At 68.1% G+C, this 21,532-nt stretch carries 22 protein-coding genes; 12 read left to right on the top strand and 10 right to left on the bottom strand.

Annotation, left to right across the window (positions count from 1 at the left end):
• The first annotated feature begins 246 nt into the window (after positions 1-246).
• Positions 247-1,443 carry a sensor histidine kinase gene (locus ABT294_RS07290; RefSeq protein WP_350804189.1) on the top strand — a complete coding sequence of 399 codons (1,197 nt, stop codon included), beginning with the start codon at positions 247-249 and terminating at the stop codon, positions 1,441-1,443.
• On the top strand, positions 1,440-2,045 hold the full coding sequence (locus tag ABT294_RS07285) for a response regulator transcription factor (RefSeq protein WP_350804188.1): 606 nt from the start codon (positions 1,440-1,442) through the stop codon (positions 2,043-2,045). Before ABT294_RS07290 ends, ABT294_RS07285 begins: the two co-directional genes overlap by 4 nt.
• Positions 2,046-2,091: 46 nt before the next feature.
• Here ABT294_RS07285 and ABT294_RS07280 read toward each other — a convergent pair whose 3' ends face one another.
• A complete protein-coding gene (locus tag ABT294_RS07280; protein WP_350804187.1) occupies positions 2,092-2,514 on the bottom strand; it encodes a RidA family protein in 423 nt (140 codons plus the stop codon).
• 92 nt (positions 2,515-2,606) lie between these two features.
• Here ABT294_RS07280 and ABT294_RS07275 point away from each other — a divergent pair, with 92 nt between their 5' ends.
• On the top strand, positions 2,607-3,107 hold the full coding sequence (locus tag ABT294_RS07275; RefSeq protein WP_350804186.1) for a MarR family winged helix-turn-helix transcriptional regulator: 501 nt from the start codon (positions 2,607-2,609) through the stop codon (positions 3,105-3,107).
• A 1-nt stretch (position 3,108) separates the two neighbouring features.
• Here ABT294_RS07275 and ABT294_RS07270 read toward each other — a convergent pair whose 3' ends face one another.
• Positions 3,109-3,759, bottom strand: a complete 651-nt coding sequence (locus ABT294_RS07270; protein WP_350804185.1) for a TetR/AcrR family transcriptional regulator — start codon at positions 3,757-3,759, stop codon at positions 3,109-3,111.
• A 119-nt stretch (positions 3,760-3,878) separates the two neighbouring features.
• Between ABT294_RS07270 and ABT294_RS07265 the strand changes: the two genes are divergently transcribed.
• From ABT294_RS07265 to ABT294_RS07250, 4 genes are all read left to right on the top strand, one after another.
• Positions 3,879-4,910: a medium chain dehydrogenase/reductase family protein gene (locus ABT294_RS07265; protein ID WP_350804184.1), complete on the top strand. Its 1,032-nt coding sequence runs from the start codon at positions 3,879-3,881 to the stop codon at positions 4,908-4,910.
• A gap of 236 nt (positions 4,911-5,146) precedes the next feature.
• Positions 5,147-6,199 carry a sensor histidine kinase gene (locus tag ABT294_RS07260; protein WP_350804183.1) on the top strand — a complete coding sequence of 351 codons (1,053 nt, stop codon included), beginning with the start codon at positions 5,147-5,149 and terminating at the stop codon, positions 6,197-6,199.
• Positions 6,196-6,801, top strand: a complete 606-nt coding sequence (locus tag ABT294_RS07255; protein ID WP_350804182.1) for a response regulator transcription factor — start codon at positions 6,196-6,198, stop codon at positions 6,799-6,801. The genes ABT294_RS07260 and ABT294_RS07255 overlap by 4 nt, the downstream gene beginning before the upstream one ends.
• Before the next feature lie 142 nt (positions 6,802-6,943).
• Positions 6,944-7,948, top strand: a complete 1,005-nt coding sequence (locus ABT294_RS07250) for a CPBP family intramembrane glutamic endopeptidase (protein WP_350804181.1) — start codon at positions 6,944-6,946, stop codon at positions 7,946-7,948.
• Between the two features lie 138 nt (positions 7,949-8,086).
• Here the strand turns inward: ABT294_RS07250 and ABT294_RS07245 are convergent, their stop codons facing one another.
• Positions 8,087-9,391, bottom strand: coding sequence for an aspartate aminotransferase family protein (locus ABT294_RS07245; RefSeq protein ID WP_350804180.1), 1,305 nt, complete (start codon positions 9,389-9,391; stop codon positions 8,087-8,089).
• 37 nt (positions 9,392-9,428) lie between these two features.
• On the opposite strand from ABT294_RS07245, the gene ABT294_RS07240 reads away from it, so the two are divergent.
• Positions 9,429-10,415 (top strand): LysR family transcriptional regulator, encoded by a 987-nt coding sequence (locus ABT294_RS07240; protein WP_350804179.1) that lies wholly within the window; start codon positions 9,429-9,431, stop codon positions 10,413-10,415.
• A 57-nt stretch (positions 10,416-10,472) separates the two neighbouring features.
• Here ABT294_RS07240 and ABT294_RS07235 read toward each other — a convergent pair whose 3' ends face one another.
• The 3 genes from ABT294_RS07235 to ABT294_RS07225 form a co-directional block, all read right to left on the bottom strand.
• Positions 10,473-11,066, bottom strand: coding sequence for a hypothetical protein (locus ABT294_RS07235; RefSeq protein WP_350804178.1), 594 nt, complete (start codon positions 11,064-11,066; stop codon positions 10,473-10,475).
• 199 nt (positions 11,067-11,265) lie between these two features.
• Positions 11,266-12,912, bottom strand: coding sequence for a M28 family peptidase (locus tag ABT294_RS07230; protein WP_350804177.1), 1,647 nt, complete (start codon positions 12,910-12,912; stop codon positions 11,266-11,268).
• A 360-nt stretch (positions 12,913-13,272) separates the two neighbouring features.
• Positions 13,273-13,710: a nuclear transport factor 2 family protein gene (locus tag ABT294_RS07225; RefSeq protein ID WP_350804176.1), complete on the bottom strand. Its 438-nt coding sequence runs from the start codon at positions 13,708-13,710 to the stop codon at positions 13,273-13,275.
• Between the two features lie 86 nt (positions 13,711-13,796).
• On the opposite strand from ABT294_RS07225, the gene ABT294_RS07220 reads away from it, so the two are divergent.
• The 3 genes from ABT294_RS07220 to ABT294_RS07210 all read left to right on the top strand — a co-directional run bounded on the left by ABT294_RS07220 (position 13,797) and on the right by ABT294_RS07210 (position 15,388).
• A complete protein-coding gene (locus tag ABT294_RS07220; RefSeq protein ID WP_350804175.1) occupies positions 13,797-14,339 on the top strand; it encodes a TetR/AcrR family transcriptional regulator in 543 nt (180 codons plus the stop codon).
• A gap of 301 nt (positions 14,340-14,640) precedes the next feature.
• The gene (locus ABT294_RS07215; RefSeq protein ID WP_350804172.1) at positions 14,641-14,952 is read left to right on the top strand and encodes a hypothetical protein; all 312 of its coding nucleotides are present in this window, start codon (positions 14,641-14,643) and stop codon (positions 14,950-14,952) included.
• A gap of 76 nt (positions 14,953-15,028) precedes the next feature.
• Entirely contained in the window at positions 15,029-15,388 is a 360-nt protein-coding gene (locus ABT294_RS07210; RefSeq protein ID WP_350804170.1) for a hypothetical protein, read from the top strand.
• Here ABT294_RS07210 and helR read toward each other — a convergent pair.
• The 4 genes from helR to ABT294_RS07190 all read right to left on the bottom strand — a co-directional run bounded on the left by helR (position 15,334) and on the right by ABT294_RS07190 (position 20,629).
• Positions 15,334-17,481: an RNA polymerase recycling motor ATPase HelR gene (helR, locus tag ABT294_RS07205; RefSeq protein ID WP_350804168.1), complete on the bottom strand. Its 2,148-nt coding sequence runs from the start codon at positions 17,479-17,481 to the stop codon at positions 15,334-15,336. The genes ABT294_RS07210 and helR overlap by 55 nt on opposite strands.
• Positions 17,482-17,695: 214 nt before the next feature.
• A complete protein-coding gene (locus tag ABT294_RS07200; protein WP_350804167.1) occupies positions 17,696-18,361 on the bottom strand; it encodes a TMEM175 family protein in 666 nt (221 codons plus the stop codon).
• Positions 18,361-19,026 carry an SDR family oxidoreductase gene (locus ABT294_RS07195; RefSeq protein WP_350804166.1) on the bottom strand — a complete coding sequence of 222 codons (666 nt, stop codon included), beginning with the start codon at positions 19,024-19,026 and terminating at the stop codon, positions 18,361-18,363. Before ABT294_RS07195 ends, ABT294_RS07200 begins: the two co-directional genes overlap by 1 nt.
• A 220-nt stretch (positions 19,027-19,246) precedes the next feature.
• Entirely contained in the window at positions 19,247-20,629 is a 1,383-nt protein-coding gene (locus tag ABT294_RS07190) for a serine hydrolase domain-containing protein (protein WP_350804165.1), read from the bottom strand.
• 123 nt (positions 20,630-20,752) lie between these two features.
• On the opposite strand from ABT294_RS07190, the gene ABT294_RS07185 reads away from it, so the two are divergent.
• The gene (locus ABT294_RS07185) at positions 20,753-21,499 is read left to right on the top strand and encodes a TetR/AcrR family transcriptional regulator (protein ID WP_350804164.1); all 747 of its coding nucleotides are present in this window, start codon (positions 20,753-20,755) and stop codon (positions 21,497-21,499) included.
• The last annotated feature ends 33 nt before the right edge of the window (positions 21,500-21,532 follow it).

Genomic DNA, 21,532 nt, shown 5'->3' with positions numbered 1-21,532 from the left:
CACGCCGAGTGCCCTCAGGAGGCTTGCTCGGATCAGGTCATGTGGTGTGGCTAGCCGTGCGGTACCGCGCGCCCGGACGGGGACGCAAAGGACGCTGCGGTGGCCCGTCGACGTATGACATCTGTCATGCGTAAGTCGTGCGGAACGCCGGCGAAGTCATTACGGACGACACTGGGGAGCGAACCCGTGCGGCGGGAGTGTGGAGACATGACCCTCGCTCGAGGCTCCAGCGGCGCAATGAGAGGCATGGGAGAGTGGCCGGTGGTGAGCGCGCGCCGGTTCGAGAGCTTCGTGCGCTGGTCGACATACGCCGTCGTCTCCACCCCGATCTCCACTCTCCTCGGCGGCCTCGTCAGCGCCCAGCCGCTCACCAGGGAGAGCGTCGCCGTGGTGAGCGCGGTGGCGGTCGCCACGTTGGCACTGGTGTGTTGCAACATCGCGGTCAGTCGATGGAGTTTCAACGCCCTCGAAGGACGCGGCAAGCGCCTCCCGATCGCTCTCGCCGTCACATGGCTGCTCCTGGTCGCCGCCGTCCTGGCGGGGGCCGCCGTCCTCCCGATACCGGCCATGCGGGTGGCGGCGGCCGCTGCGATCGCCTCTGCGGCCGCGAGCATCGTCCCCATCCTCAACGCCCGCCGCACGCTCCTTCTGAACGTCGCGATCCTCGTGCTCGCCACGCCCCTCGTGGCCGTCTTCCAGGTCGCGTTGCTCGTGGTCTGCATGACGCTGGTCAGCGCCGTCCTGTGGATCTGCTGGTCCAGCGTGTGGATGCTGAGTGTCCTCCGCGAACTGCAGGACGCGCACGAGGACCGTGCTGCACTCACCCTCGCGGAGGAACGCCTGCGCATCTCCCGCGACCTCCACGACGTGTTCGGCCGCACGCTCACCGCGATCGCCGTGAAGAGCGAGCTCGCCTCCGAGCTCATCCGCCGCGGCCGAGACGACCGCGCGGCCGCGGAACTGAGGGAGGTGCGACGGCTGGCCGACGAGGCGGGCACGGAGGTCCGCAGGGTCGTCCGAGGCGACCTCCGGACGACGTGGGAAGGCGAGGTCTCCGGCGCCCGCGCACTCCTGGGTTCGGCCGGCATCACCTGCACGGTCACCGGCGAAGCAGTACCGACGCCCTGCGCAGAGGCGCTTGCGTGGGTCGTCCGCGAAGGCATCACGAACGTCCTGCGGCATTCCTCGGCGACGCAGGTGACACTCACCACAACGATCGACGCCGGCGAGGTCCTCCTCACGATCGCGAACGACGGGGTCAGCGACAGCGGACCCGCCCCATCCACCACGGATGATTCCGCACCTTCGGCCCCAAACATCGGCACAGGACTTCGGGCGATGTTCGACCGAATCCGCGCAATCGGAGGGCGCGCCGAGACCCGGCGGGACGGGAACCGGTTCCTGCTGGAAGCCGCCGTCCCCCTACCGAAAGAACGCGAATGATCCGCATCCTGATCGCCGACGACGAACACCTGATCCGCGAAGCGATCGCAGGTCTGCTCGAACTCGAGGACGACTTCGACATCGTCGGCCAGGTCGCCTCAGGCGACGAAGCGCTGAAGACCGCGCTGCGCCTGCGCCCCGACGTGGCTCTGCTCGATCTGCAGATGCCTTCACCCGACGGCATCGAGGTCGCCCGGCAGCTCTCCAGCAGGCTGCCGGAGTGCCGCAGCATCATCGTGACCTCCCACGGTCGACCCGGGTACCTGAAATCCGCGCTCTCGGCAGGCGTCCGCGGGTTCCTGCCGAAAACCACCTCATCGCGCAATCTCGCACAAGTCATCAGGAAGATCGCCGCGGGCGGGCGGCACGTGGATCCAGAACTCGCAGCCGAGGCGATCGGTGCGGGTGACTCGCCTCTGACTCCGCGCGAAGCCGACGTCCTCGCGCTCGCGCGCGACGGTGCGCCCGTGGATGAGATCGCGCAGCGGGTGTCCCTGTCACCGGGGACGGTGCGCAACTACCTTGCCGCGGCCATCGCGAAGCTCGGCGCTTCGAACAGGCACGAGGCCGCGCGCATCGCCGCCGAGCACGGCTGGATCTGACGGCCTCGAAGATCGCCCAACCTGGCGTCTCCTTCCGGCGTGCCTGTCAGTCGCCGTGGCCGACGATGGCGGTGACGCGGATCTCAACGCGCATCTTCGGGGCGCCAAGGGCGGGAACACCGGTCTCGGTCCAGATGGGTGCGCGGTCGCCCATGCGCTTGCGGAACTGCTCCACCATGACGCGGTTGTGGACCTCGCCGATGAAGTCGGCGGAATCGGGGATGTGGTAGGAGTTCACGGCGATGACGTCACGCCACGTGGCGCCGGCTGTGGCGAGGGTGCGCTCGACGTTCTCGAAGGCTTGAACGATCTCGTCTTCGAGGGTCTCGGGAAAGTTCCAGTCATCGTCCCACCCTCCCTGGCCCGAGGTCTCGACGCGGTCGCCGATGCGAACCGCCTGGTTGTAGTGCATGTTGGCGAGCTGTGTCGCGCCGTACCCGGGGGTGGCGAAGAACTCGGGCCTGCTCATGGTGATCCTTTCGAGACAACTTCACGCGTGAAGTGAATCTATCAGCCTTTTACTTCACGCGTGAAGTCGCGAGCGCTCGGTATCGTGTCCCCATGGCCATCACCGCGACCCCGAACCCCGGCGAGGACGCCCCCGACGAGCCGTTGTGGCTGGCCGCGGACGAGAAAGAGGCCTGGACCGGGCTGGTCTCGCTGGTCCTGCTGCTGCCGGGGCGGCTGGAGTCGCCACTGCAGCACGCGGCCGGCCTGACCCTGTTCGAGTACCTGACCCTCAGCCACATCTCGGAGGCCCCGGAACGCCGTCTGCGGATGAGTGACCTGGCCTACCTGGCCAACGGCTCCCTCTCCCGCCTGTCCAACGTCGTCAAGCGGTTCGAGCAGCGGGGCTGGGTGGAGCGTTCGCCCGACCCCGATGACGGCCGATACACCATCGCCGCCCTCACCGACATCGGCTACGAGGTGGTCGTCGCCGCCGCGCCCGCGCACGTACGCTCGGTCCGGCAGTTCGTGCTCGACCCGCTCACCGCCGCCGATCAGAAGGCGCTGGCCCGCATCGCCGCCAAGCTGCGGGTGCGGCCCGTCGACCTGGCCTAGATCAGCGACCCGTGATGGCCTCCGCCTCGGCGGCGTAGAGCTGGGCCGGGTCGAATCCCATGCCGGCGAATTGACCGGCGAGTTCGAGGGAAAGCACGCCGTGGAGGCGGGTCCAGAAGGTGAGGGCGCGATGCAGCGTCGACGGCGGCGCCGGGTGCTGCCCGGCCCAGGCCCGGTGCTCGTCCAGATGTGTTTCCACCGGTGACGGCGGCGTGACGGGGAGCTGTTCGGCGGCGCAGGCGTCGAGGAGGACGGCCATGATCTCCGAGGCGATCTGGGTGGTGTCTTCGGGGGCCTGGTAGCCAGGCACAGGGGTGCCGTAGATGAGGAAGTAGCGCTGGGGGTCGTCCAGGGCCCACCTGCGCAGGGCCTGTGCCAGGTCGCTGAGATCGGCGCCGGCCTCGGCGCGGGCGCGGATGGTGTCGGCCAGGCTGCGGTAGGCGTCCCTGATGAGCTCGGTGATCAGTTCGTCGCGGTTGACGAAGTACCGGTAGAGGGCCGGCCCGCTCATGCCGATCTGCTTGGCGATGGCGTTGAGGGACAGGGCGGAAGCCCCGGCGGTGGCGATCTGCTCCCAGGCGTGCTTCTTGATTTCCTCCCGCACCTGCGCGCGGTATCGGTCCCTGGGAGTCTTCGCATCCGGCTTGCTCACGACCTGTCTCCCGCTCTCTCGCCGTTCGGTTAGAGGCTATCACGAACACTATTGACCATCGCATGCGAGTGTTATAGCTTCTAACTAACGAGATATCTTCTAAAGAGAGGAGGGTGGTCGTGAACAGCGAGCGCCTCTTCCAGGTCGTTCTGCCAGGCATCGTGGCCCCGGAAGACCTGCAGATCCGACACGCGGCCATGCCGGATCCCGGCCCGGGACAGATCGTGATCGCCATGGAGGCGACCGGCGTCTCATTCGCCGAACAGCAGATGCGCCGCGGGCGGTACTACGATCAGCCGCCGTTCCCGTTCGTGCCCGGCTACGACCTGGTGGGCCGGGTGCTGTCGGCCGGCCAGGGAGTCGACCCGGACCTGCTGGGGCGGCGGGTCGCCGCGCTGGTCAAGGTCGGCGGCTGGGCCAGCCACGTGCTCGTCGACGCAAAGGACGCGGTCGAGGTCCCGGACGGCCTGACCGCGGCACAGGCCGAGACCGTCGTGGTCAACGGCATCACCGCCTGGCAGATGCTGCACCGCATCGCCCGAGTGCGCGCCGGTCAGACCGTCCTGGTGCACGGCGCCGGCGGCGGCGTGGGCGTCGTCCTGGTCCAGCTCGCCCGCGCAGCCGGTGTGAAGGTGATCGGCACGGCCTCCACCCGACACCACGACGCACTGCGGGAGCTGGGCGTCACGCCGATCGACTACCGTGCCGGAAACGTGACGGCCCGGGTCCGGGAGCTGGCCCCCCGTGGAGTGGACGCCGTCTTCGACCACGTCGGCGGACGCAGCGTCATCGACTCCTGGCACCTGCTCGCCCCCGGCGGCACCCTCGTCGCCTACGGCAGCGCCTCCACCCGCGACGACACCGGCTCCAAGCAGTGGCCCGTGCTGAAGATCCTCGCCCGCACCTGGTTCTGGAACACCCTGCCCAACGGGCGCCGCGCCCACTTCTACAACATTTGGGCCGGCCGGACGCTGAACAAGGACCGCTTCCGCGCCCGGCTGCGCAATGACCTCACCGAGGTCTTCACCGCAGTCCGCCGCGGCGACGTCACCGCCGGCATCGCCGCCCAACTGCCGCTCGCCAGGGCCGCCGAGGCCCTGCGCCTGGCGGAGTCCGGCACTGTCACCGGCAAGATCATCCTGACTCCCTGACCGCAGGGTCCCAGGCCGACGCCTCCGGGACCGGCCCTCACCCCCATCAGACGAAGGTGCAGGTCATTGACGGCAGAATGTGGTTTATGGGTGATTGGCCGGCGGTCAGCGCACGACGGTTCGAGACCTACGTGCGCTGGTCCACGTACGGCGCCGTTTCGACCCCGATCGTCACCCTCCTCAGTGGAGCGATAAGCGACAACCGACTCATCGGGCCGCACCTCATCGCGTTCTTCGTGGCCGTCGCGCTCGCGCTCGCCCTCGTCACCGGGAACATCCTCGTCAGCCAGTGGAGCTTCGACGTCCTCGGCGGCCGCGCCCGGCGGTTCGAAGCCGGCGGTGCCATCGCCTGGGGGCTCGTCCTCGTGGCGTTTGTCGCCGCGACCCTCACGATTCCGATCCCCGCGATGACCGTGACGGCCGCGACGGCGATCGGGTCAGTCGCCGCGAGCTTCGTGCCTGTGCTCGACGCGCGACGCACGCTTCACCTCAACGCGGCGATTCTCGTCCTGGCTGTCCCGCTCGCGGCCGTCGCGAACATCCCGCTCCTCATCGTCGGGGCGGCGGTGATCAGCGTCATCCTGTGGGCCTGCTGGTCGAGCGCGTGGATGCTGCGGGTCCTGCGGGAGTTGCAGAGAGCGCACCAGGATCGCGCCGCCCTCGCGCTCGCCAACGAACGCCTGCGCATCTCGCGCGACCTCCACGACGTGTTCGGCCGCACCCTCGCGACGATCGCGGTCAAGAGCGAACTCGCGTCGGAACTCGTTCGCCGCGGCAGCGACGAAAAGGCAGCCGATGAGATCACCGGCGTCCGGCGGCTCGCCGAGGAGGCGGGAAGCGAGGTCCGTCGCGTCGTGCGCGGCGAGCTCCGCGCGAGCTGGGACGGCGAGGTGTCGGGCGCGCGTTCGCTGCTCGACTCCGCCGGCATCCGCTGCACGGTGACCGGTGACCCCGTGCCCGAGGAGTGCGCCGAGGCGCTCGCGTGGGTCGTCCGCGAGGGCGTCACGAACGTGCTGCGCCACTCGGCGGCGACGCAGGTCACGCTCGCGACGACGCACCAGGACGGGCAGGTCCTCCTCACGATCGCGAACGACGGGGCCGACCCCGTCGACTTCGTGGAGAACGACGCGGCCGACGGACCCGCTGCGGCACGCCCCGACGCCGGAACAGGACTGCGTGCCATGTCCGAGAGGATCCGAGCGCTCGGAGGGCATGTCGCAACGCGCCGCGACGGAGACTGGTTCCTGCTCGAGGCCGTGATCCCGCTCCCGGAGGGAGACCGAGCATGATCCGCATCCTCCTCGCCGACGACGAACATCTCATCCGCGACGCCATCGCCGGACTGCTCGACCTTGTTGACGACTTCGAGGTCGTCGGGCAGGCGGCGTCAGGTGACGAGGCGATCGCGACGGCCCTCGGACTCCGTCCCGACGTGGCCCTGCTCGACCTGCAGATGCCCGGGCCCGACGGCATCGAGGTGGCCCGACGGCTCGCGACCGAGCTGCCGGACTGCCGCTGCGTCATCGTGACTTCGCACGGTCGTCCCGGCTACCTGAAGTCGGCACTCGCTGCGGGCGTGCGCGGCTTCCTGCCGAAGACCGTTTCCTCTCGCACCCTCGCACACGTCGTGCGAAAGGTCGCGAGTGGCGGCCGGTACGTCGACCCCGAGCTCGCGGCCGAGGCGATCGGCGCGGGCGACTCCCCGCTCACTCCGCGCGAGACCGATGTTCTCGCCCTTGCGCGCGACGGCGCGCCCATCGACGAGATCGCGCAACGCGTCTCGCTCTCCCGTGGCACCGTGCGGAACTACCTCGCAGCCGCCATCGCGAAGCTCGGCGCTGCGAACCGGCACGAGGCCGCGCGCATCGCCGCCAAGCACGGCTGGATCTGAACGACGCGCGCGGGTGCTCGCATCAGACAACCCCGGCAACCCTGCTCGTATGGCAAATGTCATGCCCATGCCGTGCAGATCACATGGGAACTCATGACCGACGGCACTGCTGCCGCCACGAGTGCCGGACAAGGGTGGAAGCATGCACTCCAACTCCCCGGCCTTCAACCCGGGCTCCCTTCCGCCCGACACTGCGCCGACCGTCCTCCACGACACGTCACAGCGTCGCCGCGGTCCGCGACCGATCCCGCCAGGCATTCCCTACCACCGCGTGCTGGCCGGTGAGAAGCGCCGTATTGGACGCGGCATTCTGGCGCTCGTGCTGCTCCTTGTCGGGCTGTTCGGCTTCGGCGGTGTCCTCAGCGCCCTCGGCTCCGCCATCGACCAGGCGCAGGGCAGGGTCAGCCCGATCGCGGGCGGTACGGAGTTCACGCCGATCTTCCACGCCGCGAACCTCATCTCGATCGCGCTGATGATCCCATGGAGCATGTTCATCCAGCGCTGGCTGTACGGGGTGAAGGGGGCGTCGCTGCATTCCGTGCTGTCTGCGTTCCGGCCCGCCGTGTTCGGTCGTGCAGTGCTGACGCTCGTGCCGATCTGGGTGCTCTACATGACCGTCTTCTTCCTCCTCTCGCCGTACACGAAAGGATCGTGGCGATTCTCCGACCTGATCGCCGTGTTGGTCATCACGCTCCTGCTGACGCCTCTGCAGTCGGCGGGCGAGGAGTACGGCTACCGTGGAGTGGCGTTCCGGGTGGCCGCGAGCTGGGGTCGCGGGCCCCGGACGGCGATGCTCCTCGGCCTGGCCGTGTCGAGCGTCCTGTTCGCGGCCATCCACATGTCGACCGACCCGTGGCTGAACGTCTACTACCTCACCCTCGGCGTCACCTTCGGCCTGATCACCTGGCGGACGGGCGGTCTGGAGACGTCGGTCGTCATCCACGCGGCCAACAATACGCTCGCGTACCTTCTAGGGATCGTCACGCACGCCGACCTTCTCGCGGGCTCCGATCGCTCTGCGGGGGTCGGGTCGATCGTGATGCTCATTCCCTGCGTCCTGCTTGTTGCGATCACCGCCGTCATATGGGCGCGCACGCGACGGACCGGACCGGCCCTGACGCCGCAGAACAGTCCGTCCGCCCGATGATCGGCCGCAACTAGCAGGCCGGGCTCGCTCGTTTGGCCGTGTTCACCGCCACCTCCCTCTGCTGCCCGCGCCGAAGCGGTCGGGTGAACCTGACCGGTCTGATCCGCATCCGGCCGTGCAGCGTACCCGGCTGACATATCACCTGGCGGCGTCGAGCACGGCGTTGAGAGACGCTTCGAGGATGTCCACGCCGGTGTGTAGTTCGTCGTCCCTGATCGTGAGAGGCGGGGCGATGCGGAAGATGCCGCCCATCCCAGGCAGCTGGACGACGTTCATGTGCAGGCCGCGTTCGAGACAGGCCGAGGTGATCGCGTTGCCCAGCGCATCGGCGGGCGCCTTGCTCTTCTTGTCCTTGACGAGCTCGACACCTTGGAGCAGGCCACGGCCGCGAACGTCACCGACGACTTCGTAGGTGTCGCGAAGCGCCAGCAGGCGGCCGGTGAGCTGATCGCCCAGCGTCGCAGCACGCTCTGTGAGGTTCTCGCGGTCGATGACGTCAAGGACCGTCAGCGCGACGGCAGCCGCCAAGGGGTCGGAGACGTGGGTGGTGTAGAAGAGGAAACCCCGGTCGTGGCAGACCTGCTCGATTTCGGCGGTCGTGACGACGGCCGCCACAGGCAATCCAGCTCCCAAGGTCTTCGACAATGTCAGGATGTCGGGTGCGACCCCGTCGCGCTCGAACGCGTACATCGCTCCGGTGCGGCCGAGACCGGTCTGCGCCTCGTCCAGGATGAGCAGCATCCCGCGTTCGTCACACATCTCTTTGAGGCGACGCAGATACCCGGGCGGCAGGTCGATGATCCCGCCTGAGGACAGGATGGGCTCGATGAGGCAGGCGGCGAGACTCCCGACGGATTGCTGGTCGACCAGGGCAAAGCCGTAGGCGAGCTCAGCCTCCCAGTCGTGTGACCCGTCGGAGGACCGGAACGGCGAACGATAGGCGTTCGGCGCGGGCAGCGCGAGGTTTCCCGGTGTCGGGGGACCGTAGCCGCGCCGCCCGGCGGAGAAGGTCGCGGCGGCGGCCCCTTGGGTCATGCCGTGCCAAGAGCGGTCGAAGGAGACGATCTCAAAGCGGCCGGTGGAGAGCTTGGCCATCTTGATCGCGGCCTCGTTCGCCTCGGCTCCCGTGGTGAGCAGCAACATCTTGCCGAGTGTTGGGGGCAGGGTCGCGGTGAGCCTGTGGGCGAGCTCCAGCACGGGAGTGCTGAGCATGCCGCTGAAGAGGTGGTCCAGCGACGCGACCGCGGACGAAACCGTTGCCACGATATCCGGGTGTGCATGGCCGAGGATGGAACTCATCTGTCCTGAGGTGAAGTCGAGAATCGGCGTGCCCTGGCGATCGAAGACATACGCACCAGAGGCGCGTTCGATGACCCGCGGGGTGAAACCGGCTCCGTAGCGGATCAGGAGGCGGTCCGCCTCGTCCCAAAACGTCGTGTCCATGGCCAACCCTCTCTCACCGCCACCGATCCTCTGTTCGATGCCATCTTCGATCGATGACAAAACCCGCAACAAGCGAACAAATACGACTCATCATTCGGCATCGCCTTACTATCGACGCATGCTCAACCCGCAACGCCTCGCGATCCTGCGCGCGGTCCTGGCAGCTGGGTCGATCAACAAAGCGGCGCGGAACCTCAACTACTCTCCCGCGACGATCAGCCAGCACATGACCACCCTGGCGAAGGAGACCGGACTGGTCCTTTTCGAGAAGCAAGGACGCGGTATCAGCCCCACCGACGCCGCACGGCACCTGGCAGATCAAGCTCAGTCGCTCCTCGCCGACTTCGGACGCCTTGAACGAGTCGTCGCAGACCTCCGGGGCGGTCAGGCGCAGCATCTGGCGATCGCCTGCTTCGCTTCTGCGGCCGAGCGCTGGATCCCAGAGGTCGTGCGGACCGTTCGCCGACACCAACCGAACCTCACCGTCGAGATCAGCCTCAACGAACCCGTCGACGGGCGTGGCCGCCGACGACCGGACCTCGACATCCGGACTGAGCCCGCCGACGGAGCCGAAGTACACCTTGACGGCTACCAGCGTCATGAACTCACCATCGAGGAGCTCGTCGCCGTGCTCCCCGGTGCCCACCCCCTCGCCGACGCCCGCGAACTCGCTTTCCGGGACCTCGAAGGTGAGCCCTGGATAGACCACGACATCTACGACAGCCCGATCGGACAGATCATCTTGACCGCGTGCAGGGCCGCCGGATTCACGCCGCGCTATGCCGCCCGCTTGGACGATCACCGGGCGGCGCTGCGACTGGTGGAGACGGGCATCGGCGTCACCGTCCTGCCGCGCCTGGCCGTCGCGGAGCTCCCCGACGGAGTCGTCGCCAGGCCCGTGGTTCACCCCACCGTCCAGCGGCGCATCGTCGTCCACGCCCGCCAGGATCGACGCCGCAGCGACCTCATCGCCCGCGCGGTGGCACAGCTTCGCGACAGCGCCCGCAAGGTAGTACCGGCGTAGCCTCAGCAGGCTGATGAGTCCCGCCCCGGCCTCGCCGACCTCGTCGTCTGCGCTGGATCAGCAGATGCCGGGCAGCTCACATACCTTGGCGGCCATCTTCCTGGCGTCTTTGGTCAGTCCGCCCGGCCTGTAGGGTCCCTCGTCGGTCGTGTAGATCATCAGTGCGCTGCCTCTGCGCGCGACGATTCCGGTGCCCGTCTGGTTCACGTCGCCGTCCTGCCGGGTCTGGTATCCCATGCCCATGGCCTCGTCACCCGCCTTGGCCTTGCTCGTCCGCCACTGGATCGTGAGTTCTGGCGTCGAGGGGTCGCCCTTGCGCGCGCACCGCTTGACCTCGGCACGCAGGCGGGCGAGCGCGGCATGGGCGGCGCGGGAGCTCGCGTAGAGGACGAGCTGTTCGGAGGAACTGCTAGGGGCGCTGGTCCCGAGCGTGATCGTGCGGGCTGCCACCCGGCCGCGGTCGACAGCGCGCCGGTACCCGCAGGGGTTCAGCTCCAACGGCCTGGTGAGCTTGTCGCTGATCTTGTACTCAAGTTCTTGCGCCTCCTCGGGGTCCAGGTGCCTGCGCGCGTCGTGTTCAGTGAGCAGGAAGTTCTTCGGAATCTCGGTCACAGCCGCCGGGGACAGGGCCAGCAGCAAGGAGAGTGCCACGCTGATCATGAAGTGTTGGACGGCGGGGGGCCAGGTTTGGTTCTCAACCGGCGGCGCCCACCAGCCGAAGCACCCCCGCCAGAGATCTTCTGACGGGGGTCCCGTGTCATCCGGAGCGATGATCCTTCGCGGTGCTTCACCCGCCCCTGCGGGCTTCTCGTCCGCTGTATCGCTCAGCTTCGGACATGCTCGGCTTCGCTCAGACGGTGACGCTCCACGTGTCGAGGAAGCCGGTGTCGAACTGGTAGTTGTCGGTCACCTGCAGCGTCCAGGTTCCGGAGGCCTGCTGGGTGACCGGGACCGAGTAGGTACGGGTGCCGTAGGAGGTGCAGGACGTGCCGCCGCTGCTGTCGATGGTGTAGTACGTCCCGCTCGGGCCGCGCAGGCGGATCTGCAGGTCCTCGGCGCAGGTGTGCGAGATCGTCACGCTCACCTGGACCGGCGACACGGCGCTGCCGGTCGCGGTCGAGGTGACCGAGCTGTTGATCGTCGCAAAGTCGTTGATCGTGAAGTTGGTGTCGTTGGTGAAGGTCCGGTTTCCGCCGGTGCCGTTGACCGTCAGCGTCCATGTCGTGGCATGGCTCGCGGTCTCACCGGCGCCTGTGATGGTGATGGCGTAGGTGCCGCTCGGTGTCGACGTCGAGGTGGAGAGCGTGAGCGTCGAGGAGCCGCCCGAAGTCACCGAGGCCGGGTTGAAGTTCGCCGTGGTGCCGCTCGGCAGCCCGGACGCCGTCGTAAGGTTCACCGTCTGCGCGGCGCCCGACGTCGTCGTGGTGTTGATCGTGGTCGTGGCCGTCTGGCCCGCCTGCACGGAGCCCGACGCGGGGTTGGCGTTGATCGAGAAGTCCCTGCCCGTGGGGGTGCCCACGGCCTGGGTCCAGATCGCGTACGCCAGGGCGTCACCCGCCCGGTCCAGGATGGTGTCGTTGATGTTGGCCGTGGTGTCGCACGACCGGTGATAGCAGGAGTCGTACGCCCGTCCCGCCGTGCCGCCCCACTTGGCGGCCTGCGCCGAGGTCTTGGTGTCGCTGGCGCCGGCCGCGACACCGGAGGTGGCGATGCCCGCGTTGCGGAAGGAGGCGTCGTCAGAGCGGTTGGCGCCCTCGGTGTTCTCCTCCGGCTGCAGGCCGAGGTTGTTGTAGAACGCGCGCAGGTCGGCGGCGGCCGCGGTGGTGATGTTGTTGATGAAGTAGCCGCCGTTGGGAGAGCCGACCATGTCGAAGTTGAGGTACTGCTTGATCTTTGATCGATCGGCCGAGCTGAGCGAGTTGACGTAGGCGCGAGAGCCGAGAAGTCCCTGCTCCTCGTCGCTCCACCACCCGAATCGCACGTGCTTGGTCATCGTCGGGTGCTGCGCGGCCAGGGTCAGCGCGACCTCCAGCAGCATCGACGATCCTGAGCCGTTGTCGTTGATGCCGGGACCGGCCGAGACGCTGTCCAGGTGGGCGCCGGACATGATGACCTGGTTCTCGTCCCCGCCAGGCCAGTCGGCGATCAGATCGGGCCCGGCGCCGCTGCTGCAACCCGGCGTGCAGTTCGCGCGCCGGGTGGTGTAGCCCGCGGCCTGCAGTTTCTGCTCGACGTAGGAGACCGATGCGGTGTAGCCGGCGCCGGTCGACCTGCGGGTGCCGCCGTTGGAGTTGGCGATGCTCTGCAGCTGGTCCAGGTGGGCCTTGATGTTCTGCAGGCTGATGTCGGGGGGCGCCAAGGCGGTGAGGGGCGCAGTGGGGGACGAGTTGTGCCAGGTGCTTCGCGGTGGTGCCTGCGCGGTCGCGGGGGTCGCGGACGCTACCAGGCCCATCAGGGCCATGGCGACGGTCGCTGTGAGGACAGCTGTGCGCCTCATGTGCGTTTTCCTCTCTCGGCATCCCACTGCTGCGCCTTCGCGATGGACGCGGGCAGCGCTGATCGCGCCGTCACGATTCGCTGGACAGCGCGATCGGTGTGGGAATGGGGGGTGGAGAACTGAATGCTCACATGCCGGATACGCCGACCGGTGGCCGAGACTCGTCCGGCACCATGACTCCCGGGGCTGGGAGTGGCGTCACACCGTCAGGGCGGGTACGACATGGCATGGCGCTCCTGACCCGGTCGGGATGGGCGAATCGACTTGTGCGTGACGGTAGGGCCGACGGAAGGCGCTGTACATACGTAGCGGCATCCGTACATGTACCGAAAAATCGTGAGACCCGGTGCTCTTCGAGCCTCACCGCCTCGCCGGCCCGGCGAGGAGATCATCGACCATGTCGAAGGCGATCACGCTGTCGAGCGGGTTGGAGTAGTTGCGCGACCAGGTGATCAGCCCATCGCGCACTCGGGCGACCATGATGATCTGATGGGTGAACTGCTTTCCCGTCGCGGTGACCCGGCTGTGGAGCCGGTACTCGAGCACCACCACGTCCGGATCGGTCGTCTCGCGGATCTCGACGTTGTCCACCGACTCGAAGCGCTGAATCAGGGCACCCACCTTGAGGTGGGTGCGGAAGGTCGCACGGTTCTGCTCCTCCTGCGGCATGCCCGGCGGCAGAAACGGAAACTCGAAGACGGCGTCCTCGGCGAACAGGTCGGCCATCTCCTCACGAGGTCCGGTGGCGGTCAGGTGGAGGAGCTGGGTGACGACTTGACGTGGCGTGGCAACGGACATGGCATACTCCTCAAATATCCGGGGCGATTGCCCCGGTTAATATACGGGGCAGTCGCCCCGGTTGTCTATCGCGAGGAGAGACGAGCATGCGGGCCGATGCGCGAAGGAACAGAGCACGGGTCTTGGAAGCGGCAAGCCAAGCCTTCGCCGCCGAAGGTCTCGGCGTGTCACTCGACGAGATAGCGCGCCGAGCCGGAGTCGGTCCGGGCACCGTTCACCGGCACTTCCCCACCAAGGAGGCGCTCTACGAGGCTGTCGTCGCCGACCATCTGGAGCAACTGACTGTTCAGGCGCGCGAGGCGCTCCTGGCCGACCAGGCCGGATCGGCGCTCTTCCCCTTCCTGCATCAGCTGGTCCGCGAGGCGACCACCAAACAGGACCTCACAGACGCGCTCGCCAGGGCAGGCGCCGTCCTGACGGACTCCACCCAGCAGGCCGCCGTCCAGCTACAGCAGATCTTCGCCGAGCTGCTGGCACACGCTCAGGACGCAGGCGTGGTGCGAATCGACGTGGACAGTGAAGACGTGCAAGCCATCGTCCTGGCCGCTGTCGCCGGCGAACGCCGCCGCGCCGACCCCACCCGGCCCGGTCGACTTGCGAACCTCGTGCTCGACAGCCTGCGTCCCTAGCCGTTCCTGCCCGGAGCGCCGCTTCAAAAGCTGCGACCACGAATCCGATCACTGGCGAGCGGCCGCGAGGGCTGTTGTGCTGCATTGCCCATCAGGGCGTTGTTCGTATTAGGTTTCAACTGTGACGGCTAGGACGACGCGCATCGGCTGGATGCTGACCGCTGTCGTTCTGGCAGTCGCGGCTGTCGCGATCACCGTTGAAGTGCTGCCCACGCTACGAGTCGGGTGGTGCAAGCTTTTCCCCGAAAAGCGGTCCACTGTCGCCGTTCCGCCTGCGAACGCCGGTCCACAACAGGTTGTCGTGGCATATCTCAACGCCGTGGCGGCCAGGGACGACGACACCCTGCGCATGCTGGCGGCGCCCTCCTTCCTGGACAGGCACGGCGGCAACGGCATCGGCTGCTACTACCGCCGTCTCGACCTGACCTGGGTGGGCGAGCCCCATGCCGACAGTTCCGCCTACGCCCGCCAGGTGTTCGCCGTCCCCGCCCGATACACGGTCGAGATGGAGGAATCGGGACCAGAATCGGACGGGGAACGCCGTTACGACGTCCTGGTCGGTAGAAACGCCCCTTCGGAACGGTGGCGGATAATCGACTACGGAAACGGATAAGAAGACGCCGACCCCGACTCCTGAAATGCTGGAGACTCGATTTCCTTAAGGAACCCTCGCAGGCATCATGGACGCCATGCTGAGGTTCATCGATCCGGCCGCCCAGTTGCGAACGTCGTTTCTGGCCGCGGTGGCCGAGTTCCGCGCCGACCCTGACTATCCGGTCCCCTGGTTCGTCGACGATGTCGACCCGCAGGCTCTGGTCGCCCCGGCGGCCTTCGAGACGTACATCGCGCGTGTGCTCGGCGAGCGGACGCCATCGGGCGGACGGCGCGGATTCGTGCCCGCGCCGCCGTGGTGCACGACGGCGGCCACCTGCCGAAGCCCACGTACACCGCCGGCGTCCGACTCGGCCGGCAGTGGGCGTTCGTCCGGCCGACGTCAGGAGCTCGTGAGGATGACGAGTTGCTGGGTCGCCCGGGTCATCGCGACATAGCGGTCGACCGCTCCTTCGATGCCCTCGCCGAACGCCTCTGGGTCGACGAGGACGACCAGGTCGAACTCGAGCCCCTTCGACAGCTCCGGGGTCAGCGACCGGACGCGGGACGTCTCCTGGAACGTGGGATCGCCGATGACGCAGGCGACCCCGTCGGCGTGCGCGGCGAGCCAGGTGTCGAGGATCGAGCCCAGATCCGCGGCAGATCCGTGTACGACGGGGACGTCGCTGCTGCGGATGGAGGTCGGCACGTTGGCGTCCGGGAGCACGGCCCGGATGACCGGCTCGGCTTCCGCCATGATTTCTTCCGGCGTCCGGTAGTTGATGGTCAGGGAGGCCAGGTTGATCCGGTCGAGCCCGATCCGCTCGAGCCGTTCCTGCCACGACTCCGTGAACCCGTGCCTGGCCTGGGCGCGGTCCCCGACGATGGTGAAGCTCCGGGACGGGCACCGGAGCAGCAACATCTGCCACTCCGCGTCGGTCAGCTCCTGAGCCTCGTCCACGACGATGTGCGCGAACGGGCCGGCGAGCCGGTCCGGGTCGGTGCTGGGCAGTGCGGTCTCGTCGACCAGGGAGTTCTGGATGTCCTGTCCGCGCAGCATCGTCACCAGACCTTCACCGTCGTCATCGGCCTCGACCAGGTTGTCGACGACCTGCGCCATGCGCTCGCGTTGGGCGGCGACAGCGGCGTCATGCCGGCGCTTACGTCGCGACGCCTCCGGGTCGCCGAGCCGCTGCCGTGCCGCGTCCAGGAGCGGCAGGTCGGACACCGTCCAGGCCTGGGCGTCCTCGCGCTGCAGCGCCTGAACGTCGTCGCGGCTGAGCCAGGGAGCGCACTTCCGCAGGTAGGCGGGTACCGACCACAGGTCTCCGACGAGGTCAGCCGCTTCGATCAGCGGCCACGCGCGGTTGAAGGTCGTGAGCAGCTCCCTGTTCTGCAGCAGCGACTTGCGAAGCAGGTGAGCCGGGGCGTCGTCGTCGTGCTTGTCCATCAGGATCGTGAGCAACTCCTCCCAGATCTGGTCGCGGGCCTCGTTGTGCGGAGTGCCGGGGTCTGGCGCTTCGAACGCCTCGGCCCAATCGTCGGCGCTCAGCCAGATGTCCGACCAGAGGGTGGTAACCGTCATCCCCTTGGTGGGCGGGTTCTCGTAGAACCTGACGGCAGGCTCGATCGCCTTCATCAAATCCGCGGACGACTTCAGGCGGGCCACGTCCGGGTCGGTCTCGATCGCCGCCGCGGCTCCCTCGGCGACGAGGTCCCGCAGCGTGCAGGTCTGCACGCCCTCCTCTCCGAGGCTGGGCAGGACGTCGGCGACGTAGGCCAGGTAGGGCTGGTGCGGGCCGACGAACAGCACGCCGCCCCGGTGGTGGCCGAGGCGAGGGTCGGAGTAGAGGAGGTAGGCGGAGCGGTGCAGAGCGACGACGGTCTTCCCCGTACCCGGACCGCCGTCGACGACGAGAGCGCCGCGGGATCCCGCGCGGATGATGGCGTCCTGGTCGGCCTGGATGGTGCCGAGCACGTCTCGCATCCGGGCCGACCGGTTGCTGCCCAGGCTGGCGATGAAGGCCGACTGGTCGTCGAGCGCGGCGTGCCCGGCAAGCCCGTCCGGGGTGAACACCTCGTCCCAGTAGTCGCTGATCCGGCCGCGGGTCCAGCGATACCGGCGGCGGCTTGCCAGACCCATCGGGTTGGCGTGGGTGGCTCCGAAGAACGGCTCAGCCGCGGGGGAGCGCCAGTCGAGCAGCAGCCGACGACCCGCGCTGTCCGTAAGGCCAAGTCGTCCGACGTACACGGGCTCGGGGTTGTCTGCGCTGACCATGTGTCCGAGGCACAGGTCCAGACCGAAGCGACGCAGTGCGCGCAGGCGAGCGGTCAGCCGGTGGATCTCCATGTCCCGGTCCATCGCCTGCCGGCCTATGCCGCCGGGCGCCTTGCGCTCGGCGTCGAGGCGGTCGGACAGTTCGGCGATCGACTGCTCGAGGCTCTCCGCGATGGCCGCGAAGTGCTGCTCGTCGCCGGCGATCAACGTCGGGTCGGCCTTGGGGGAGAGGTGGTCGGGAAGGTCAAACGCGCTGGTAGTCAGCGGGTTCATGGCATCGGCTCCGATCTGAGGTCACTTGCGACCATTGCGCGCAGCAAGGCGCAGGTTCTGGCCTCGGCCGACGATTCTGCGGCACGACCCGGGTCTTGCCGCAAGCCCCCCGGTGCGCTATACGTTAAGAGTGGAAAGGAGCGGGTACTCCCCTTTCCCTTCATCGCCCATGTGGACGCCGCCCTGGCGAGTGCGTCGCCTGGAGCCCACCACGTCAGAAGCTGCTGAGCCGCCAGATCCTGGGCGCGATCGCGGAGTTCAGCTGGAGCAGGACGATCAGCAGGATGCTGACATACGTGTTGATCGCCGACAGCGCCACGGCCACCGCGTACAGCACCTGGTAGATGACGATCCGACGCCGGTGCGCCAGGCGTATGTGGTGGTCCACGTCCGCCTTCAGCAGCCCGGCCCGATGCCCGTACGTGATGCTGGCCAACAGCATCAGACCGAGCAGCAGCAGGTTCAGCCAGTAGACGGCCAGTGCGAGCCGGTAGTCGATGTACTCGCCGAGCAGCGCTGTGGAGAACGGCATGAGCGAGACCGAGGCCAGGAACGCAAGGTGGATCCACGTCAGATGTCGGTTGACCCGCTCGAACTGGTTGAGCTGCGTCTGCTGCCCCACCCAGAAGATGCCGAGAGTCAGAAAGCTCATGAAGTAGGCGAGCAGTTTCGGCGCGAGCAGCACCAGCGCCTGCCACAGCGCCTGCTCCGCGTCGAGGGCGCCGCTCTCCCAGATGGGGCTCTGGTGGTGTATGGCCTCGACCACCGGCGCGTGCAACTCCAAGACCAGCAGTGTCATGGCGATGGCGAACACGCCGTCGCTCAGTCCGGCCAGCCTGCCGATGTTGCCGCCGGAGAAGCGGGAGTAGGAGGCGGGCATCAGGTGGGCTGGCCGGTGGGGCGCACGACCACCGTGTTGACGTCCACGCCTTCGGGCTGGGCCAGCGCCCAGGCGATGGCGTCGGCGATGTTGTCCGCGCTGAGCAGCGGCCCGGCGGGGCGGCCCTCCGGCCAGAACGAAGTGTCGACGCGGCCGGGCGCGATCAGCGTCACGCCGACGCCGTCGCCGGTCACGAGCATGCGGGTGTTCTCGGCGAGTGCGGTCACCGCCCACTTCGTCACCGAGTACATGTTGCCTGGCGAGTGGATGAACCCGGCGACGCTGCCGACCAGCACGATCCGGCCGCGGGTCTCGCGCAGCGCGGGCAACGCGGCCTTCACGAGCAGGGCAGGGCCGAGCACGTTGGTGAGGACCATGTCGCGCAACCGGTCCGGGGAGCTCTCGGTGAGCGGGCCATGAGTGGAGAAACCGGCGTTGGCGACAACGTGGTCGAGCCTGCCGTACTCCTTGACAGTCGCCGCCACGGCATCCCGTACGGCGTCATAGTCGGTGGTGTCCCCGGGCAGCCGTAACACGCCAGGCACCTGGGCGAGTCTGGCCTCATCGCGGCCGGTGACGGCGACCGCCTGCCCGTCGGCGACCAGCCGCTTGGCGAGCGCCAATCCGATGCCACTCGCTCCGCCTGTGATCAACGTTGTCTTCATGGCCGAACAGTAGGGGCGCAGCCGACCAGCGACCAATAAGTCCGCTTATGGCAGACCAGAAAGCAACCAATCAGAAACAGTCGAGCTGGGGACGGTAGACGTCCCGGCGGCCGGCAGCAAGCGGCAACCTGTGCCGATGCGGCCGCGGCGAGAATGAGCACGATGGCCGCAGGATGCCACCAGCACAAGGGTCCCCGCCTGGTTAAGGGCTGCGCCTCCTTCAGGCGATCTTCGGTGTCGCCCGCATGCCGAAATAGACGTAAGGCGTGCCATCTGGAAGCGTCCCGAACACCAGTGGCAGCCACGGCGCGCTGACGGGGCCGATACCCGGCATGGCGAGCACCGTGTCGGACACCGGCACCAGGTCGCTCTCGATCGGCGGTGAGTACTCTGCCATCCCGCCGGTCAGCTGCAACCGCAGACGCGGCACACCGTCCCGCTCGTCGAGCGTGATGCGCACGCCTTCGCGTTCATACGTGCCCGCGAGCGCGGCGACATCGACCGGCCGCGGTTCCGCGGCGGGAGCGAAGGCGTCGGGCATCCGCACCCCGGCGAGCTCACCGAGCAGCTCCTGGAACAGGTCGACGAACAGACCGGTCGCGCCGCCGCCATTGGTCAGCAGCGCGGCGACGACGCCGCTGCCAGGCACGACACGCAGGTACGAGAACTGCCCGAGTACCGCGCCGTCGTGGCCGTAGCCTGCGACACCGTCCCAGTCGTACAGCGCCCACCCGTGGCCCCATCCGTCCGCCATGAACGACCATCCGTCCAGGCAGTCGACCACGCGTCGCCGCATCGTCGCCGCCGACTCGGCGGACAGCACGCGCCTGCCGTCGGGCGCGGTACCGCCGTCGAGATGCATCCGCGCGAAGCGGACGACGTCGGCGGCAGTGACGAGGACGCGACCGTACGGCCCGGCCGAGCGCGGCAACATGTCCCACACGGGCGCCGGCTCCGGGTCGTTTCCCAGCTCGCCGAGATGGCTCATCGCCACCCGGAACCGCAGCGCCTCCTCCGGCAAGGTCATCGAATGCTCGAGACCAAGCGGCGCCAGCAACCGGTCGCGCAACGCGTCGTCCCAGGTCTGACCGGTGATCACCTCCACGATTCGGCCGAGAATCGCGTACCCGGTACTGCAGTAGGAAACGACGGTTCCCGGCGGACAGTCCTGACCCACGTTCGCGCACGCCTCCACGTAACGGGCGAGGCAGTCATCACCGCGACCGGTGTCGTGGGTGAAGTCCCCGGCGATCCCGCTGGTATGGCTGAGCAGTTGCCCGATCGTCACGCTCTTCGTGACCTCGTCATCGGCGACCGCGAAGCCCGGCAGCACGTCGACGACCTTGCTGTCAAGCCGCAGCGCACCGGAGTCGACGAGCTGCATCACCAGCGTCGCCGTGTACACCTTGGCGATCGAACCGGACTGAAACACCGAGTCCGTGGTCATCTCCACGCCGGTCCCTCGGTGCAGCACGCCACTGGCCAGCTCATGGATTCTCCCGCCGGTCAGCACCGCCAGGGCGGCCCCCGGTACGTGATGGGCGGCGCGCAGCTCATCAAGCCTGGCCTGCCAGCGATCGGCGTCGAATGGCGATGACGGCATGAAGACAGCTCTCCTTTTCGCGAACGAGCCGCACACTGTGCGGCGCTCCGCACACTGTACGGAGACCGTATATCGTTCGCAAGCCGTACACTGTTCGGCGAGGTTCGTCGTGAAGGAGAACGCATGCCGGCCGACAATCAGCCGTACCCGTCGGTGTGGGCCCGCCCGCAGCGGCCCCGGCGTGAGCAGCCGCCGCTGAGCCGGGAGCAGATCGTGTCCGCGGCGCTCGAACTGCTGGACGCCGAGGGCATCGACGCCCTGAGCATGCGTAAGCTCGGCACCCGCCTGAACGTCGGAGCCACCTCGATGTACACGCACGTGGCCAACAAGGACGAACTGATCGAACTGGTCGTTGACGAGGTCTACGGCGAGGTCGAGGTGCCGGCCGCCGACGATCCGGCGGGCTGGCGCGCGGCCATCACCCGCTGCGCCCACAGCATGCGGGCCGCGCTCCTGCGCCACCCCTGGATCGTCTCCGTGCAGGGCGAGGCCGGCGTGGCCTATCTTGGGCCGAACGTGATGCGGCAGAACGAGGCCATCCTCGCCGTGTTCGAGCAGGGGGGCTTCACCCTGGAAGCGGCCGATCGGGCCCTGAACACGGTCGTGGCGTACGTCGTCGGGGTGTCGACCAGTGAGGCCGCATGGTTGACCAGACTCGCCCGCAGCGGCCAAAGCGAGCAGGAATGGGCCGAAAGCCTGTGGCCGGCCGCCGAACAAGCCGCACAGGACTACCCGCGGCTGCGAAAGCTGTACGCCGCCCAGCGAAACCAGAACGTGAGCGCCGCCCGCGACGACGAGTTCGACGCCGGACTCGAGTGCATCCTCCACGGCCTGGCCGCCCGCTTCGCGCCCGGAGGAGATTCGTCATAGCCAAGCGCCATCGCGGCGGTAGGTGACTTCAAG

This window comes from Nonomuraea sp. NPDC000554, assembly GCF_040300065.1.
Lineage (GTDB): Bacteria > Actinomycetota > Actinomycetes > Streptosporangiales > Streptosporangiaceae > Nonomuraea.
The sequence above is the reverse complement of the archived record's forward strand: the minus strand, read 5'-3'. Positions and strand labels throughout refer to the sequence as shown.

Bases quoted from the DNA above. Each gene is read 5' to 3' on its own strand.
- ABT294_RS07195 (WP_350804166.1), bottom strand. From the start codon at position 19,026: ATGAAGACAACGTTGATCACAGGCGGAGCGAGTGGCATCGGATTGGCG.
- ABT294_RS07255 (WP_350804182.1), top strand. From the start codon at position 6,196: ATGATCCGCATCCTCCTCGCCGACGACGAACATCTCATCCGCGACGCC.
- ABT294_RS07210 (WP_350804170.1), top strand. From the start codon at position 15,029: ATGCTGAGGTTCATCGATCCGGCCGCCCAGTTGCGAACGTCGTTTCTG.
- helR (WP_350804168.1), bottom strand. From the start codon at position 17,481: ATGAACCCGCTGACTACCAGCGCGTTTGACCTTCCCGACCACCTCTCC.
- ABT294_RS07240 (WP_350804179.1), top strand. From the start codon at position 9,429: ATGCCATCTTCGATCGATGACAAAACCCGCAACAAGCGAACAAATACG.
- ABT294_RS07245 (WP_350804180.1), bottom strand. From the start codon at position 9,391: ATGGACACGACGTTTTGGGACGAGGCGGACCGCCTCCTGATCCGCTAC.
- ABT294_RS07190 (WP_350804165.1), bottom strand. From the start codon at position 20,629: ATGCCGTCATCGCCATTCGACGCCGATCGCTGGCAGGCCAGGCTTGAT.
- ABT294_RS07225 (WP_350804176.1), bottom strand. From the start codon at position 13,710: ATGTCCGTTGCCACGCCACGTCAAGTCGTCACCCAGCTCCTCCACCTG.
- ABT294_RS07230 (WP_350804177.1), bottom strand. From the start codon at position 12,912: ATGAGGCGCACAGCTGTCCTCACAGCGACCGTCGCCATGGCCCTGATG.
- ABT294_RS07280 (WP_350804187.1), bottom strand. From the start codon at position 2,514: ATGAGCAGGCCCGAGTTCTTCGCCACCCCCGGGTACGGCGCGACACAG.
- ABT294_RS07275 (WP_350804186.1), top strand. From the start codon at position 2,607: ATGGCCATCACCGCGACCCCGAACCCCGGCGAGGACGCCCCCGACGAG.
- ABT294_RS07290 (WP_350804189.1), top strand. From the start codon at position 247: ATGGGAGAGTGGCCGGTGGTGAGCGCGCGCCGGTTCGAGAGCTTCGTG.
- ABT294_RS07185 (WP_350804164.1), top strand. From the start codon at position 20,753: ATGCCGGCCGACAATCAGCCGTACCCGTCGGTGTGGGCCCGCCCGCAG.
- ABT294_RS07250 (WP_350804181.1), top strand. From the start codon at position 6,944: ATGCACTCCAACTCCCCGGCCTTCAACCCGGGCTCCCTTCCGCCCGAC.
- ABT294_RS07220 (WP_350804175.1), top strand. From the start codon at position 13,797: ATGCGGGCCGATGCGCGAAGGAACAGAGCACGGGTCTTGGAAGCGGCA.
- ABT294_RS07200 (WP_350804167.1), bottom strand. From the start codon at position 18,361: ATGCCCGCCTCCTACTCCCGCTTCTCCGGCGGCAACATCGGCAGGCTG.
- ABT294_RS07285 (WP_350804188.1), top strand. From the start codon at position 1,440: ATGATCCGCATCCTGATCGCCGACGACGAACACCTGATCCGCGAAGCG.